The 15,898-nt window shown below is 62.9% G+C and carries 14 protein-coding genes; 3 read left to right on the top strand and 11 right to left on the bottom strand.

Going from position 1 to position 15,898, the window contains the following annotated elements; all coding sequences use genetic code 11:
• The first annotated feature begins 3 nt into the window (after nucleotides 1-3).
• Nucleotides 4-1,221 (top strand): extracellular catalytic domain type 1 short-chain-length polyhydroxyalkanoate depolymerase, encoded by a 1,218-nt coding sequence (locus E2K99_RS23385; RefSeq protein WP_240733807.1) that lies wholly within the window; start codon nucleotides 4-6, stop codon nucleotides 1,219-1,221.
• Between the two features lie 88 nt (nucleotides 1,222-1,309).
• Here the strand turns inward: E2K99_RS23385 and E2K99_RS23390 are convergent, their stop codons facing one another.
• The 6 genes from E2K99_RS23390 to E2K99_RS23415 all read right to left on the bottom strand — a co-directional run bounded on the left by E2K99_RS23390 (nucleotide 1,310) and on the right by E2K99_RS23415 (nucleotide 9,024).
• On the bottom strand, nucleotides 1,310-1,801 hold the full coding sequence (locus tag E2K99_RS23390) for a DinB family protein (protein WP_134223746.1): 492 nt from the start codon (nucleotides 1,799-1,801) through the stop codon (nucleotides 1,310-1,312).
• Between the two features lie 171 nt (nucleotides 1,802-1,972).
• Entirely contained in the window at nucleotides 1,973-2,560 is a 588-nt protein-coding gene (locus E2K99_RS23395) for a mechanosensitive ion channel family protein (protein WP_205703720.1), read from the bottom strand.
• A gap of 247 nt (nucleotides 2,561-2,807) precedes the next feature.
• A complete protein-coding gene (locus E2K99_RS23400; protein ID WP_134223747.1) occupies nucleotides 2,808-5,987 on the bottom strand; it encodes a CusA/CzcA family heavy metal efflux RND transporter in 3,180 nt (1,059 codons plus the stop codon).
• A 29-nt stretch (nucleotides 5,988-6,016) separates the two neighbouring features.
• Entirely contained in the window at nucleotides 6,017-7,297 is a 1,281-nt protein-coding gene (locus E2K99_RS23405; RefSeq protein ID WP_134223748.1) for an efflux RND transporter periplasmic adaptor subunit, read from the bottom strand.
• A gap of 8 nt (nucleotides 7,298-7,305) precedes the next feature.
• Nucleotides 7,306-8,592, bottom strand: coding sequence for a TolC family protein (locus tag E2K99_RS23410; RefSeq protein ID WP_134223749.1), 1,287 nt, complete (start codon nucleotides 8,590-8,592; stop codon nucleotides 7,306-7,308).
• 69 nt (nucleotides 8,593-8,661) lie between these two features.
• Nucleotides 8,662-9,024 (bottom strand): cobalt transporter, encoded by a 363-nt coding sequence (locus E2K99_RS23415; RefSeq protein ID WP_134223750.1) that lies wholly within the window; start codon nucleotides 9,022-9,024, stop codon nucleotides 8,662-8,664.
• Between the two features lie 379 nt (nucleotides 9,025-9,403).
• On the opposite strand from E2K99_RS23415, the gene E2K99_RS23420 reads away from it, so the two are divergent.
• Nucleotides 9,404-10,333, top strand: a complete 930-nt coding sequence (locus E2K99_RS23420) for an NADP-dependent oxidoreductase (protein ID WP_134223751.1) — start codon at nucleotides 9,404-9,406, stop codon at nucleotides 10,331-10,333.
• A 50-nt stretch (nucleotides 10,334-10,383) separates the two neighbouring features.
• Here E2K99_RS23420 and E2K99_RS23425 read toward each other — a convergent pair whose 3' ends face one another.
• Together E2K99_RS23425 and E2K99_RS23430 are read right to left on the bottom strand one after the other, a co-directional pair.
• Nucleotides 10,384-10,971, bottom strand: a complete 588-nt coding sequence (locus E2K99_RS23425; protein WP_134223752.1) for a carboxymuconolactone decarboxylase family protein — start codon at nucleotides 10,969-10,971, stop codon at nucleotides 10,384-10,386.
• A 139-nt stretch (nucleotides 10,972-11,110) separates the two neighbouring features.
• A complete protein-coding gene (locus tag E2K99_RS23430) occupies nucleotides 11,111-11,422 on the bottom strand; it encodes a hypothetical protein (RefSeq protein ID WP_134223753.1) in 312 nt (103 codons plus the stop codon).
• Nucleotides 11,423-11,848: 426 nt separating this feature from the next.
• Between E2K99_RS23430 and E2K99_RS23435 the strand changes: the two genes are divergently transcribed.
• Nucleotides 11,849-12,778 (top strand): amidohydrolase family protein, encoded by a 930-nt coding sequence (locus E2K99_RS23435; RefSeq protein ID WP_134223754.1) that lies wholly within the window; start codon nucleotides 11,849-11,851, stop codon nucleotides 12,776-12,778.
• Between the two features lie 69 nt (nucleotides 12,779-12,847).
• On the opposite strand, the gene E2K99_RS23440 is transcribed toward E2K99_RS23435, so the two are convergent.
• The 3 genes from E2K99_RS23440 to E2K99_RS23450 all read right to left on the bottom strand — a co-directional run bounded on the left by E2K99_RS23440 (nucleotide 12,848) and on the right by E2K99_RS23450 (nucleotide 15,859).
• A complete protein-coding gene (locus E2K99_RS23440) occupies nucleotides 12,848-14,170 on the bottom strand; it encodes an MFS transporter (protein WP_134223755.1) in 1,323 nt (440 codons plus the stop codon).
• Between the two features lie 61 nt (nucleotides 14,171-14,231).
• Entirely contained in the window at nucleotides 14,232-15,173 is a 942-nt protein-coding gene (locus E2K99_RS23445) for a hydroxyacid dehydrogenase (RefSeq protein ID WP_134223756.1), read from the bottom strand.
• A complete protein-coding gene (locus tag E2K99_RS23450) occupies nucleotides 15,170-15,859 on the bottom strand; it encodes an RraA family protein (protein WP_134223757.1) in 690 nt (229 codons plus the stop codon). Before E2K99_RS23450 ends, E2K99_RS23445 begins: the two co-directional genes overlap by 4 nt.
• Nucleotides 15,860-15,898 lie beyond the last annotated feature (39 nt).

Consider the following 15,898-nt stretch of genomic DNA (forward strand, 5'->3'; position numbering starts at 1 on the left):
TCGATGCAAATCGTGGTCGCGGTTTGGGGCGATCAGTCATCTGACAGTTGTTTCGACATTGCGCGCTGGGCCCTTTCCGGCTTTCACGCAAGAACCGGCGTGGAGACACCACGGTCAAACAAAACCCATCGTCCACCTGGCATCATCCCGATGAAAAAACTAAGCCGCCTGTGGCTATCGGCCATGAAAAAAGCCGGGAAAGTACAGCGCAAACAATTTCTCGATTTTCTATCCCCCACTTCACCCCGCAGCAAAACCTCATCCATACGCAAGCCCAAGAGCGCTTCCCGTGGAGCCAGCGCATCCACATCCGAAGTCACGTTCACCTCCGCAGTCCATCACGTCCCCTCCACCACCCATTCACTGCAGTATCGCCTCTGCCTGCCCAAGCCCACTCCTTCAGAGCTGCCCCTGATCGTAATGCTCCACGGCTGCCAACAAAACGCTGCCGACTTTGCGCAAGGAACCAGGATGAATGCGCACGCAGCAAAGCACGGCTTTGCCGTCCTGTATCCCGAACAATCCTTGCGTGCCCATCCGCACCGATGCTGGCGATGGTACGCACCGGACGCTCGGAAGGGAGAAGGTGACGTCGCAGTGGTCGCCTCCCTGATCCAGGAGATCCTGAAAACGCACCCCATCGACCCGCAACGCATCTACGTCTGCGGGATCTCGGCCGGTGCAGCGATGGCAAATCTCCTGGCATTGACGCACCCCGAACTCATCGCTGCTGTCGCGCTACACGCAGCGCCCGTTTCCGGTGTCTGCAGCAATGCCGCCGGAGCTTACTCGGTGATGCAGCATGGATCGCTGCGCGCTTCAGCCGCCGCCAAGCGGGCGCTCACACGCTTTCCCCGAACGGGCGCACTACCTGCGATCCTCATCGGCGGGACTGACGACAAGATCGTGCGGCCCATCAATCAGCGCCAGCTACTGGAACAGTTTCTTTTACTCAATCACACGCAGAGCTTGACCGAGCAGCCTCCCCGGGAAACACCCTACGGCCGCACCTCCAAAAAGCATCCACGGCGCAGGATAGTTGCAACCCGTGACTATGTGCGTGGTCGCAAGCTCATCATCCGATCCGTGGTGATCGAGGGACTTGGACACGCCTGGAGCGGCGGGGACACCTCCCTGTCCTACAATGCAGCGGGGCCGGATGCCAGCCGGCTGGTTGTGGATTTTTTCGCGCGGCATCGCCTGGAAGCGGCAACGAAGTAAAAACACCTTGGTCACCCGCGTTACCAAAAAGCGAGGATCGCAAAGCAGATCCGCTCTGCGTCACAAACCGCCCGCGTCTTGCTGATGGCTAGCCCCGTCTCTCCGGTTCAGCAGAATGAATGAACACGTTGTAAGTATCGGCAGGACGCGTCCCCACGGCCAGATCAAGCGCATGGCCAATCGCCCCGCGATGGTAAGTGCCGTGATTGATGAGGTGAAAGATGACTTCTTCGCGGCTGAGTCTTCCGCGCTTCCCATCCACGAACGTGAAAGAAATATCTTCCTTCAACTGGCTGGCACTGAGACTCTTGGCATAGGTCAGCAACCACTGGTTCGCCGCCATCAGCCTGGCCTCCAGCTCAGCCAGTTCAGGCAGGTGCTCGGTATTGGTGGAGTCATGCGGATCCGTCACGCCACGCAATCTGGCCTGGAACAATTCCTCAACACGCACCATGTGGTTCAACTGTTGCCGCGCGAAATCGAACGCGCGCTGTTGTTTCTCTTGCGTGAGTTGCGCAACCGCATCAAGAATGCGGCGGTCCGACCAATGCTTGTATTCCAGGATTTTAATCAGGTCCATTTCCAATTTTCTCCTTGGCCCTGAACGATACCTCAATGGTGCGTATTGCGCCGGGAACGCCGATGGCGCCAAGGCCTTCCAATGTTGGAAGGAGGCTATGCGCCATCAGCAACGGAGCTTTGATATACGGAGATGCATGCATCATTCCTGCATGCTTGCCAGCAGTCACGCCTAAAGTACAACCCCGCCCTCCTCATTCCACCTCCGCACAATCCGCTGAAAGAACATGCTGTTGGGCAGCTGCAAAGTTGTCTTCGCTTCCTGCTCCTGCCCTTCCTCCAGCAAGGTGGTATAGACCAGATTGATATCCAGCACGCGCCCCTTCACGCCGGGCTTGTCGCCGCCCTCCAGCACCTCGATCAGATCCCCCACGCGGAACGGGATGGTGGTGAAGATCAGGATGGCGCAAAACAGATTGGACAACACGCTCCACACCGCAAAGAAAGCCACCGCACCCACAGCAGCAAACCCGGTGAACGCAGACCACAGCACCGCTCCGGACACACCCATGCGCTCCAGCGCCCACAGCATGGCACCGCCATAGATGAAAAATCCCAGTACCCGCTGCGTGAGCATGACGGCCGTGGCCGGCAGTCCGTAAGTCCGCGCGATCCTGGCCATCACGCTTCGGGCCACCCGCATGATGGCCAGCGCCAGCAGGAAGATCAGGACCACCTCCGTCGCCGGCACGAGCACGTCGAACCAGTCGGCCATCCATTGCGGCAGGTTATCGTGGATGGACTGCAATACTCTGTTCATTCATTTCCTCTTGAAAATCACTTTGACGATGCGTTTCCGATCATGCACCGACACCCCACATGAAGAAAAAGTGCCCTGAACATCCATCGTGATCCGGCAACGTCGAAACAGCGCACAGAGTAAACCAGTTTCAACGGAAAAACTGACTTCGTTACATCAGCGGACAAAGCCCCTGATAAAAAAAGGAGAGCCATCGCAGGCCCTCCTTCCCGTCAGCGCGCCCCCTGCTGATGAAGAGTTGACGCCCTCATTCTGCCCCCCTCCTCTTCCGCCAAAATCCAACCCGGCGCACCACGCCCTCTTCATCCCCCGCATGCGCCAGCCGGTACAGCAGCGGCAGCACCAGCAAGGTCAGCGCCGTAGAGGACAGGATGCCGCCGATGACCACAGTAGCCAGCGGACGCTGCACTTCGGCACCAGTACCGGTCGCCAGCGCCATCGGCACGAAGCCCAGCGAAGCCACCAGCGCCGTCATCAGCACCGGACGCAAGCGGGTCATGGCCCCCTCGTGAATGGCCACATCCAGCGACCGCCCCTCTTCACGCAGACTGCGGATGAAGGAGATCATCACCAGCCCGTTGAGCACCGCCACCCCGGACAGCGCGATGAAGCCCACCGCCGCCGAGATCGACATCGGGATGTCGCGCAAGGCCAGCGCGAGAATGCCGCCGGTCAGCGCAAACGGAATGCCGGTAAACACTAGCAAGCCATCCTTGACGTTGCCAAACATGGCAAACAACAACACGAACACCATCAGCAAGGCCACGGGAATGACGATCTGCAGACGCTGCGTGGCCGATTGCAGGTTCTCGAACTGGCCGCCCCAGGTGGTCCAGTAACCGGTCGGAATCCTGACTTCGGACTGCAACTGGCGCTCGGCATCGGCCACGAAACCACCCAGGTCCCGTCCGCGCACGTTGGCGCTGACCACGATGCGGCGCTTGCCATCTTCGCGGCTGATCTGGTTGGGACCCGGCGCGATGTTGAGCGTGGCGACCTCACCCAGCGGAACGTAACTGGTACGCTGCGCGCCCTCCTGCAGCGGCAAGGCCACCGGCAGGCGGCGGATGGCTTCCAGATCCGTGCGGGCCTGATCAGGCAGGCGCACCACGATGGCGAAGCGACGGTCGCCCTGGAACAGCGTTCCGGCTTCCTTGCCGCCGATGGCGGTGGCGATGGTGTCCTGGATGTCCGAGACATTGAGTCCATAGCGCGCCGTCTTCTGGCGATCGATGTCCACCGTCAGCATCGGCAGGCCGGTGGTCTGTTCGATCTTGACTTCGGTGGCACCGGGGATCTTCTCCAGCACTGCCGATATCCTGGCCGCCGTCTCGTTGAGCACCTTCATGTCATCACCAAAGACCTTCACCGCAACGTCACTGCGCACGCCCGAGATCAGCTCGTTGAAGCGCAGCTGGATGGGTTGCGAGAACTCGTAGCTGTTGCCCGGGATCTTTTCCACTTCGGACTGGATCGCGGCCAGCAACTCTTCGTGTGTCTTTCTCGGCTGGGGCCACTGGTCCTGCGGCTTGAGCATGATGTAGCCATCCGAGATGTTCGGCGGCATCGGATCGGAGGCCACTTCGGCCGTGCCGGTGCGGGCGAACACGCGTTCGATCTCGGGGAATGTCTGCTTCAGCGTGCGCTCGATCTGCTTTTGCATCTCGAGCGACTGGCTCAGGCTGGTACCGGGAATGCGCAGCGCCTGCACCGCCATGTCACCTTCGTTCAAACTTGGTACAAACTCCGTTCCCAGGCGCGTAGCCACTGCACCGCACACCACGATCAGGGCCCCGGCAAAGGTCAGCACCACGGCCTTGTTGTCCATGATGCGCTTGAGCATCGGCTCATACAGGCGCTTGGCCCAGGCCATCATGACGTTCTCCTTCTCCGCGACGCGCTCGCCGATGAAGAGGGCGATGGCGGCGGGAATGAAGGTGACCGACAGAATCATCGCGCCGACCAGCGCCGCCACGACGGTAAAGGCCATCGGCGTGAACATCTTGCCCTCGACGCCGGTGAGCGCAAACATCGGCAGATACACGATCATGATGATGAGCTGGCCGAACAGCAGCGGGCGGCGCGCCTCCCTGGCCGCAGCGAAGACCTCATGGAAGCGCTCGCTGCGGGTGAGCGTGCGCCCATGATGCTGCTGCGCATGGGCCAGCCTGCGCACGCAGTTTTCCACGATCACCACCGCGCCATCGATGATGATGCCGAAGTCCAGTGCGCCCAGACTGAGCAGGTTGGCACTCACCTTGTTGGAGACCATCCCGGTGAAGGTGAACAGCATCGCCAGCGGAATCACGGTGGCCGTGATGATGGCCGCGCGGATGTTGCCGAGGAAGATGAACAACACCGCCACTACCAGCAAGGCTCCTTCGACCAGGTTCTTCTTGACGGTGGCGATGGCCTTGTCGACCAGTACGGTGCGGTCATACACGGTCACCGCCTCCACGCCCTGAGGCAGGGTGCGATTGATCTCGCGCATCTTCTTGTCGACCGCCTGCGAGACCTTGCGGCTGTTTTCGCCGATCAGCATGAACACGGTGCCGAGCACCACTTCGCGGCCATTCTCGGTGGCGGCACCGGTGCGCAGTTCCTGACCAATCCCCACCTCGGCCACATCGCGCACGCGGATCGGCACGCCCTTGACGTTGGCCAGGACGATGTTGCCGATGTCTTCCGTGGACCCCACCTGCCCCGGCGCGCGGATCAGGTATTGCTCGCCGCGCCGCTCGATGTAGCCGGCACCGACGTTGTTGTTGTTCTTCTCCAGCGCCTTGACGACCGTGTCCATGGTCATGCCGTAGGAGGCCAGTTTCTCCGCTGAGGGTGCCACCAGATACTCCCTGGCGAAGCCGCCGATGGTGTTGATCTCGGTGACGCCCGGCACCAGGCGCAATTGCGGCTTGATGACCCAGTCCTGGATCTCGCGCAGGTCGGTGGCGCTATAGGGCGTGCCATCGGCCTTGCGCGCATCCTCCCTGGCCTCTACCGTCCACAGGTAGATCTCGCCGAGGCCGGTGGAGATCGGGCCCATGCCGGGATCGATGCCGGGGGGCAGTTGGCTTCTGGCCTGCTGGATGCGTTCATTGACCAGTTGCCGCGCGAAGTAAATGTCGGTGCCGTCCTTGAAGATCACCGTCACCTGCGACAGGCCATAGCGCGAGAGCGAGCGCACCTGTTCCAGATGCGGCAGGCCCGACATGACGGTCTCGATCGGATAACTGATGCGCTGTTCGGTCTCCAGTGGTGAATAGCCGGGCGCGGCGGTATTGATCTGCACCTGCACGTTGGTAATGTCGGGGACGGCGTCGATGGGCAGCTTCTGGTAGCTGTAGACCCCGTACGCGCCCATGCCGAGCACCGCCAGCAGGACCAGCCATCGATGCTCGATGGCAAAGCGAATGATTCGTTCAAACATGATTGTCGTCTTTCCTGAAATCGCGCTGGTCAGTGGCTGTGCTCGGCGGAACCCTTGCCCAGTTCAGCCTTGATGGCGAAGCTGCCGGTGGCGGCATAGCCGGTGCCGGCATCGAGGCCGGAGGTGATTTCAACGGACTTGCCATCGGAGCGTCCCAGGCGTACTTCCTTGGCCACGAAGCCATCCGCATCACGGACGAACACCACGTTCCTGCCCTCGACGGTCTGGATGGCATCGGCTGCAACGGCCACCGGGACCTGCGTCTCGCCGGCGATCACCTCGACATTGACGAACAGGCCGGGACGCCAGAGATCGCCGGTATTGGGCAACACCACATGGGCCTTGGCCGTGCGGCTCTGTTCGCCGATCAGGGAGCCGACGTAGGAGATCTTGCCTTCGGCACTGGCATCGAAGGCGGTGGCGCGCACCACCACCTTCTCGCCGACCCGGACCACCTGCATGTCCTTGGGCGAGACGATGATCTCGGCCCAGACACTGGAGAGATCGGAGATCAGGAAGGCATTGGCATCCTCGCGCACGGCCTCGCCCAGGCCGAGGTGCTTCTCGACGACGATGCCGTCGAAGGGCGCGCGAATTTCATAGCGGTTGAGGTTGCCGGACGATGTGCCCGTGGCACCGATGGCCCGCAGCTTCTGCTGCGCATTGCGCACCGCCACCTCGGCCTCGCGCAGCGCGGCTTGTGCTTGCAGATAATCCTGTTCGGCAGAAATCTTCTGTTCCCACAGGTGCTTCTCGCGCTGATACGCGCTGCGGGCCAGCGACAGGCGCTGTTCTGCATTGAGCAGGTCGGAGCGCTGCTCGGAGACGGCACTGCTGCTGATGACCGCCAGTACCTGGCCTTTCTTGACCTTCTGGCCCAGATTGGCCGAGACCGATTCGACGATGCCGGCGACCTGCGGCACCACGTGCGCAGTGCGATCTTCATTGAAGCGGATCTCGCCCGGCAACTGCACGGTGGACCTGATCTGCAGGGGACCGGCCGTGTCGACCCGGATGCCGGCGGCGGCAATCTGCTCCTTGCTCAGGGCGATCTTTCCTTCTTCCTTGTGCTCACCTTCCTTGTGCTCACCTTCCTTGTGCTCACCTTCCTTGTGCTCGTCGTCCTTGTCGTCATCATGCGCAGTCTTGTCCTTGTGACCGCCCTCTTCACGATGCTCGCCATCTTCCTGATGAGCGTCCGGCCTGGCGTTGCTGACCTGAGCGGAGTTGCCCTTCATCAGGATGATTCCCGACACGAGCGCTGCAATGGCGATGATCGCCGCGATGGTGAATATCTGCTTCTTTGTCATGGTTGTTCTCACTCTGCTGGAAGGGTCTCGATGCCGGCCAGACGATCAAGATCGGCGGCGGCCTGGAAGGCGGTGGACAGGGCTTTCCAGTACTGCGCCTTGGCCTGGAAATAGGTGCGCTGGGCGTCAAGGACGTCCAGATAAGCGAACTTGCCTGCTTCAAATCCGGTACGGGCGGCCTGGTAGGCCAATTGCGCGGCCGGAACGATGTCGTTGCGCAAGGCCGTGGCCTCTTCCCTGGCATTGCGCAACCGCTCGAAGCCCTGTGCGGCCTCGCCCTGCATTTGCACCTCGGCGACCGCCAAGGCATCGCGTGCGATATCGACGCGCTTCAAGGCTTCCAGCTCATTGCCCTGGTTGCTGTCGAAGACCGGGATGGGCACAGAGAAACCCACCACCCACATGTTGCGGGCACTGGATTCATCGCGCTTGTTGCCCAGGGTCAGGCTCACATCGGGTGTGCGCTTGCTGGTCTCGATCCGGGCCAGCGCACGGCGGCGCTCGACTTCAAGCCGGGCCAGGCGCACGGCCGGGCCATTGGCGACCTGTTCGGTCAGCTGTGCAATCGCCGGCAAAGGAGGCAGGGACTCGACGCCGCCTTCACTCAACTGAACGCGGTCATTGCCGCCGCCCCACAGCATCGCGAGGGTTCTCCGTGCGAGGAGCAGCTCGCTGTTGGCTTGACTGAGTTCCAGTTGTGCGCCGGACTGCGCCACCTGCGCCTTGGTCTGTTCGACGGGAGAAATCTTGCCTGCCGTGACGCGCCGACCCGTCATTTCGGCCGAGGTCTTGGCCAATCCGAGCAGTTCGCCGGCAAGACGCTGCCGCTCGGTGGCGACCATCACATCGACATACGCGGCCACCACGGCGGCGCGCAGTTCGCTGCGTTTGGCGGCATATTCCAGCACGGCCATGTCGCGGGCACGCTGCGCGGCCTCGATGCGGGCACCGCGCTTGCCTCCGAGTTCGATGGCTTGATTGATCTGGTAGGTCGTGGTGCGGCTGGATTTGCGGACATCCTCGATCAGTGCCGAGAATTCCGGATTGGGCCGGGCACCCGCTTGCAGGATGGTGGCCTCGACGGCCTCGATCTCTTTGCGGGCGGCGGCCAGCGTCTTGTTGTGGTCAAAGGCCAGGCTGATCGCGGCTTGCAGCGACAGCGGGCCAGCTTCCCGGTCCAGGCCGGATGCCGTGGCGGGCAGAATGGATTGCGGGTTGGATTGCACGGGTGATTGCGCATGGCTGGAACTGGCCGCAAGCAGCGCCAGCCCCAGCGTGAAGCTGTGACGAAACATCGAATTCTCCGGTGATGAAAAGGGGAATTCGGCGAGAGCAGATGATGGGAAAGAAGTGTCCTCGCCGACTCAGGCGGCGAGCAGCCAGTTGGGCTTGTCGGGCCCGTCGGCGATGTGGGAGGCAGGATGGGAAACGTGCTTGAAATGGGCTGATACACGCATGGCCAGCGGCGCGATGAGGAGCCTGCTGCCGGCCTGTACCGACTTCATGGCGCAGAAGTGGCAGAGGGAACAATCCAGGTCGAGATCCCCTGCTTTGGATTCCTTGGAGTCCAAGGATTTCGCCTGCGCGTGCGTCTCGGCGGCGGGGTGGTCGTGATGTCCCAAGTGCGCCGGCGTACTCTCCTTTTCCGCCTGGCAATACGATGCCACGGCCGCCCAGGAGAGCTGCATCGGCAACAGGAAAGCAAGCAGGAGAATCAGTGCACGCATGGTGGAAATGAGAAATGGCGACCAGCCAGTCCGGTCGGCAGCCACGGGACGGGGAGGCGACGCTGGCAAGAAGCGGGGGCGATTATGCACCGTCGTACAGCGACGCGTCAAAGGACTTGCGCTGTGCGGGGCGGCATCGGCTGGCCCGGACGCGTGGTTTCCGGGAATGAATTCTAAGAAGCGGGTAGAGACAGAAAGATTGCCGAGTCATTACAGCGCTGTAATGACTTCGGCCAGGCTGGCCTTGCATCAGCAAGGCTGATCGGCTGAATCTGCAGGACCGATTTGCACGACCGTGAGTCGACTCTCTAGTATCCGTGCATGGCCTCCTGCGAGGAGGAATGCGGCATCTTCACAAGCACTCCATGAAAGACACACGATGAATACGCAAGCCATCCGCTATCACCAGTATGGCCCGCCCGATGTCATGGCCCTGGAAGCCATTGCGCAGTTCCCGCTGGAACCGGGGCAGGTCCGCGTCAGCCTGCGAGCAGCGGGCGTGGCACCGCTGGATGCCAAGCTGCGCGCGGGCCTGCTGCAAGCTCAGCTGGCGTTGACGCTGCCCAAGGTACCGGGCCGCGACGGTGCCGGCGTGATCGTTGAATCGCGGGCGGAGGGTCTCGCTGTCGGTGAGCCCGTGTGCGTGATGGCCGACATGTTCGGCCAGGGCAGCTACGCCGACAGCATCGTTGTGCCGGCCGCGCGCGTGGTCAGGCAGCCGTCCACGCTCTCGACCAGACAGGCAGCCGCCTTGTTGCAGCCCGGTGCCAGTGCCTGGATCCCCATCGTCAAGACGGCGCAGGTGCGCAGCGGGATGAAGGTACTGGTGCACGCCGGGTCGGGTGCAGTGGGGAGTCTGATGATCCAGCTGGCGCTGCATCTGGGGGCCGAGGTCTGGGCGACCTGCAGCAGCGCCAACCGGGACGACGTCCTGGCACTGGGCGCGACCGGCGTCATTGCTTATGACAAGGAGGATTTTTCGGCGCTGCGCGGAGTGGATGTCGTCTTCGACCTGGTGGGCGGGGACACCCACGACCGTTCCTATCCGGTGCTCAAGCCGGGCGGCCAGCTGGTCTGGCTGGTCGCGGCACCGATCCGGGAGCGCGGCGAGGAATTCAAGGTGCGCGTGGTCCGCGCGATGATTGATGATGCCCCGGAGTGCCTGCACGCGGTGGCGAAGCTGGCAGAGGAACGCGTATGGGTGCCGACGGTCGGCCAGTGCTTCCCGCTGGCCGAAGCTGCCCGCGCGCATGCCTTGCTGGAGTCAGGCAAGGCAGCGCGCGGCCGGATCGTGCTGGATATCCCCTGATTCAAACATGGGGGCGGAATGTTTGAATTTCCGCCAGGGTCGCCCTCCGATCAGCGCGCAGCTTGACCGGTCTGTTCCGCAAAGGGCAGCGCGCCATCGCCGTGGCGCACATGGAAGACATTCAGGGTCATTGCCACCAGGGAGTAGTAACCCAACAAACCCACGAGATTGACCAGCACCTCGATGCCGAAACGCTGTTCGGCTTCCCGGTACAAGGGGTCGGAAATGCGTTTGGTCTCGTAGAGTTCCTCTACCAATTCCCAGATCATCTGTTCATCACGCGCAGCGAAGTCGGGGCGCTGGCCGCGCCGGATCCGTTCGACGTTGGCCGCGTCCAGTCCCGCTTCGATCCCGATCGGATGGTGGATCTGCCATTCGGCCTGGGCTTGCCACCTGGCGGCGGTACACAGGATGGCCAGTTCCGACAGGGACAAGGGCAGCTGCGTGTGATAGCGGCAGAATGCGCCCAGCTTCTGCGCATGCTGGGCCAGTTCGGGACTGTGGATCCAGGACAGGAAGGGACCGGCGAGGTTGCCGCGCGGGCCCTTCAGGATATCGTCCAGGACTTCCTTTTGTGCCGGCGTGGCGCTGGAGACGTCGACGGCGGGGAGACGGGGCTGGCTCGTGTCTTGCTGCATGGGCTTCCTTGGCAAAGGCGGGAGTGACGGAAACGAGCATGATAACGCCCGATCCGGCTGCGGGGCACCAGCCTAGTGTGCAGCTCATCTTGCCCGCCGTCTCTCCACGCCCGACTATGTTCTGCGAGGGCGCAATGGCCTACTGGCTGGACAGCACACCCAGGACGATGAATCCCGCCAGGGTGATCAGCTGCAGAACGAACAGGATCGACACCGGCTTGTTCTGCCAGGGCTTCTGAATGCAGGCGTAGATCGCCAACAGACAGCCGCCGGCAAATGCAGCGTACAGGACGAAGTTGAACAGTGCCCCGATCAGGTAGACGCCGGCCATCGGGCCCATCCCGGAAGCACCGAACCTGGCCGTGGATATGGTCCAGACCGCCAACCCCACTGGCCCCCAGAACAGCAGCCCGGAGAGGAACAGCACCAGACTGCCCCATGGGTTGCGCACGGCAGGGGCCGGGGATGGAGAATTTTCCGGGGACGGGATTTCCGGGGTTGGAGTTTGGGGTGAGCGGGATTCTGGCGATGAGTTTTCTTGTGGTTGCATGGCGCGCGGGATCTCAGTTGGATGGGAAAACGATCGGGAACCGACGCCAGCGGCGCAGTACCGGACAGTGCTGCTGTAGAGTCCTCCCGGATTCTTTAAGTTCTCGCTTGGCGAGAATTTATCTTCACTTGGCTGCGCCTTTGCTCGCACAACGGCGCGATCCGGCCCCATCGGTGCCGACTCCCGATCCATTCCCCGCAGTTATGAATGCAGAAAAAAAAGGAAATAGTCTGCATCCCACCCCGTCACTAGACTCCATGGCAGACGCTGGTGCCCTCTGATCTGGTGCGCCCCGGCCGTCCCGACAACAACAATGCAAGGAGACCCATGGTCAACAGAAGACAATTCCTGGCCGGCAGCCTGCTCGCCTGTACTGCAGCGCGCTCGGCCATCGCCCAGTCCATTCCCAACTCAGCCGGCGACCAGCCGCCCCGGCTCAAGGCGCCAGCGCTGGCCTGCGACAGCCATCACCACATCTATGACGCGCGCTTCCCGGTCTCGCCGCACTGGCGCGGCGGCCGCCCCGACGGCGCCACCGTGGCCGACTACCGGCGACTGATGGCCAAGCTCGGCATCGCCCGCAACGTGGTGGTCCAGCCCTCCACCTATGGCAGCGACAACCGCTGCCTGCTCGATGCACTCACCCAGTTCGGCGCGCAGGCACGCGGCATCGTGGTCATCGACGATGATGTGGAACTGGCGCAATTGAAGGAGATGGATCAGTTGGGTGTGCGCGGCGTGCGGGTCAACTTCCTCTCGCCGCAAAGCTGGGGCATCACGACCGTGGACCGCTTGCTGCGCACGGCAAAGCGCATCGCGCCGCTGGGCTGGCATGTGCAGGTGCTGATGTCGGGCACGCAGATCGCCGAGCATGAAACCGTGCTGGCCGGCCTGCCCACCCCGGTGGTGATCGACCATCTGGGCCGCATCCCGCAGCCGCAAGGACTGGATCATCCCGGCGCACAAGCCATCCTGCGCCTGCTGGCCAAGGGCAATACCTGGATCAAGCTCTCCGAGCCCTATGCCGATACCCTGCAGGGGCCGCCTGATTATCCCGATACCAGCCTGCTGGCGCGCGCCTATCTGCAGGCTGCACCGCAGCGTACGCTGTGGGGCAGCGACTGGCCGCATCCCACTGAAAAGATCAAACCGGATGACGCCGTGCTGTTCGACCTGCTGGCCGCCTGGGCCCCTGATCCAGCGCTGCGCCATCAGATCCTGGTGAGCAATCCGGCGAGTTTTTTCGGTTTTTCCTGAAACCGCGACACGCAATGCAAAAGAGCCGCCTGCGCAAGCAAGGCAGCTCTTTTGTCATCACGCTTGTGCTCAGCGCACGGCTTGCTTCAAACCACCGGTAGCGGCCACGCGCGACTTGCGCGACAGCACCAGCAGGATGGCCACGCTCACCACCGACAAGCCCACCAGCGGCAACAAGGCCATGGCGTAGCTGCCGGTCGCGTCCTTGATCCAGCCGTAGGCATTGACCATCAGGCCACCGCCGATCAGGTTGGAGACCGCATTGATCCCCGCCAGTCCGGCAGCAGCCGAACCCGTCGCCAGCCAGGTCGAGGCCATGGCCCAGAACGGTCCCTTGAACGAATACGCGCCAATCAACACCATGGTCAGCAGCAGCACCACCGGGGCCAGCGTGTTGGCCAGCGACGCCAGCGCCAGGCCGCCACCGATGAGGATCAGCGGAATGGCGGTATGCCAGCGGCGTTCACCGGTCCGGTCGGAATGACGGCCCCACCACACCATCAGCACCGAGGCCACCAGGTAGGGAATCGAATTGACCAGGCCGGTCTGCATCACCGTCAGCCCGAAGGACTTGAGCAACTGCGGCTGCCACACGTTCAACACCGAACCGGCCGCCGAAGCGCAGGCACACACCAGGGCCATGCCCCACACGTGCGGCTGGCTGAACAGCTTCCACAGGGGGATGTGCTGCTTGGCGGTACGGCTGGCCGCTTCCTTGTTCATGGTGGCAACCAGCCACTGGCGCTGCGCATCATTGAGCCAGCGCGCCTGGTCCGGACGATCCGTCAGGAAGAACAGGCAGACCACGCCCAGCAACACGGTCGGCAACCCTTCCAGCAGGAACAGCCAGTGCCAGCCGCGCAATCCGCCGATGCCATCCATCTGCAGCAGCAGCGCCGAGACCGGCGAGGCCACGAAGCTGGCCGCCGGGATCGCCACCATGAACAGCGCCACGATGCGGGCGCGATAAGCCGATGGCACCCAATAGGTCAGGTACAGCACCACGCCAGGGAAGAATCCGGCCTCCGCAGCGCCCAGGATGAAGCGCACGAAATACAGCGAAGTCGGCCCCTGCACGAACGCAGTACAGGCCGAGATCAGGCCCCAGGTGACCATGATGCGGGCCAGCCATTTGCGTGCACCGAACTTCTGCAGTGCCAGGTTGCTGGGCACTTCGAAGATGAAATACGCAATGAAGAACAGGCTGCTGGCAAAGCCGAACATCTTGGGCGAGAGCCCGATGTCGTGGTTCATCTGCAAGGCCGCCATGCCGATGTTGCCGCGGTCGATGAAGGCAAACAGGTAGCACAGCATCAGGAAGGGCAGCAAGCGCCAGGTCACCTTGCGCACGGTCTCTTGTTCGAGCCGCTTGTCGTCTTGGATGGTCTCCATGTCTCTCTCTCGGAAGTCGGGTGCCGCCTGTGTCGGCGGCTGGCCCGTCAGTCATTATGAATCAGCCGGTAACGGTCTGTTCGTTCAATACCGCCAGGACGTTGCTGGCCGCGCCGGTGCCCATGGCGATGTAGGCGTCGGCCGTCACGCCGCCGATATGCGGGCTCAGGATGGCGTTGCTGACGTCCTGCAGCGGATGCGGTGCGGTGAAGGGTTCCTTCTCGAAACTGTCCAGGCCGGCTGCGCGCAGCTTGCCCGAAGCCAGTGCCGCGATCAGCGCCGCTTCATCGATCAGTCCGCCACGCGCCGTGTTGACCAGGATGGTGCCGTCCTTCATGCGGGCCAGCGATTGCGCATTGATCATGTGCTTGTTGTCGGCCGTCAGCGGGCAGTGCAGCGAGACCACGTCGGATTGCGCAAACAGCGTATCGAGATCGACCAGCCGCACGCCTTGCGGAGCGTCTTTCGCATACGGGTCATAGGCCAGCACCGGCATCTCCAGCGCGACCGCCACAGCAGCCACGCGACGCGCGATGGCACCGATACCGACCAGGCCCAGCGTGCGTCCGCGCAGCTCCAGGCTCTTGTGGGTGGACTTGTCCCAGTGGCCTTCGCGCATGCGCTGGTCCAGTCCGACCACGTTCTTGGCGCAGGCCATGATGAGCGCCCAGGTATGCTCGGCCACCGCCGGTGCATTGGCACCGGCCGCCGCCTTGACGGCAATGCCGCGCGCCTTGGCTGCTTCGGTATCGATGGAATCGATGCCGGTGCCGTGCTTGGAAATCACGCGCAGGCCAGGGGCCGCATCCATCACGCGCGCGCTCACGCCGCCATAGCGCACGATGATGGCCACCGGCAGATGTTGCTGCACCAGCCTGACCATGTCTTCCTCGGTCGGCTTGGCACCGGCATAGACCAGCTGAAAGTCGCGCAGGATCTCGACCGCTTGCGGTGCCAGGTCGACACCGGTGACGATCACCACTTCCTTCTTGACGGCAATCACAGCGATTCTCCTTCGGCCAGCACGCCGCCCTTGCGCAGTGCGCCTTCCAGCCAGGCCGGGCGCAGCGGGCCGCCACCACGGATTTCGGTGAGGCGCTTGGTTTCATCGGCCACCTTCTTGGCGGCCGCCGCCAGCAGCGATGCGGCTTTCTCACGCTCGACCACCACCACGCCATCGGCATCGCCCACGATCAGGTCACCCGGCTGCACGGCGGTGCCGCCCACCGAGACCGGCCAGTTCACGCGGCCGGCGATGTTCTTGGTCGGGCCGTTCGGATTGGCGCCCACGGCATAGACCGGGAAGTCGATGGCACGGATCGCTTCGGTATCGCGCACCGAGCCATAGATGATGATGCCGGCCAGGCCGCTGGCCTTGCATTGCGACACCATGATCTCGCCCATCAGCGCGCAGGTCTCATCGCCCTTGCCATCGATCACCAGCACGTCACCCGGCTTGGCGATGGCCATGGCAGCGTGAATCATCAGGTTGTCACCGGGACGCACTTCCACCGTCACGGCCGGTCCGGCCACGCGCATGGAGGGCGACAGCGGTACCACGCGGCTGCACAGGGTACCGCGACGGCCGGCCACATCGGCCAGGATGGAGGCCGGGAATTCTGCGGCCTGCGCCACGATGGCAGCGTCGACGCGTTCGATGTCGCGGATGAAGTCAGGTTGGGTGCTCATGGGGATCCTTTGATGGAAGAATTGAAGATGCAGTCAGGG

This window comes from Herbaspirillum huttiense (genome assembly GCF_004367745.1).
Taxonomy (GTDB): domain Bacteria; phylum Pseudomonadota; class Gammaproteobacteria; order Burkholderiales; family Burkholderiaceae_D; genus Herbaspirillum; species Herbaspirillum huttiense.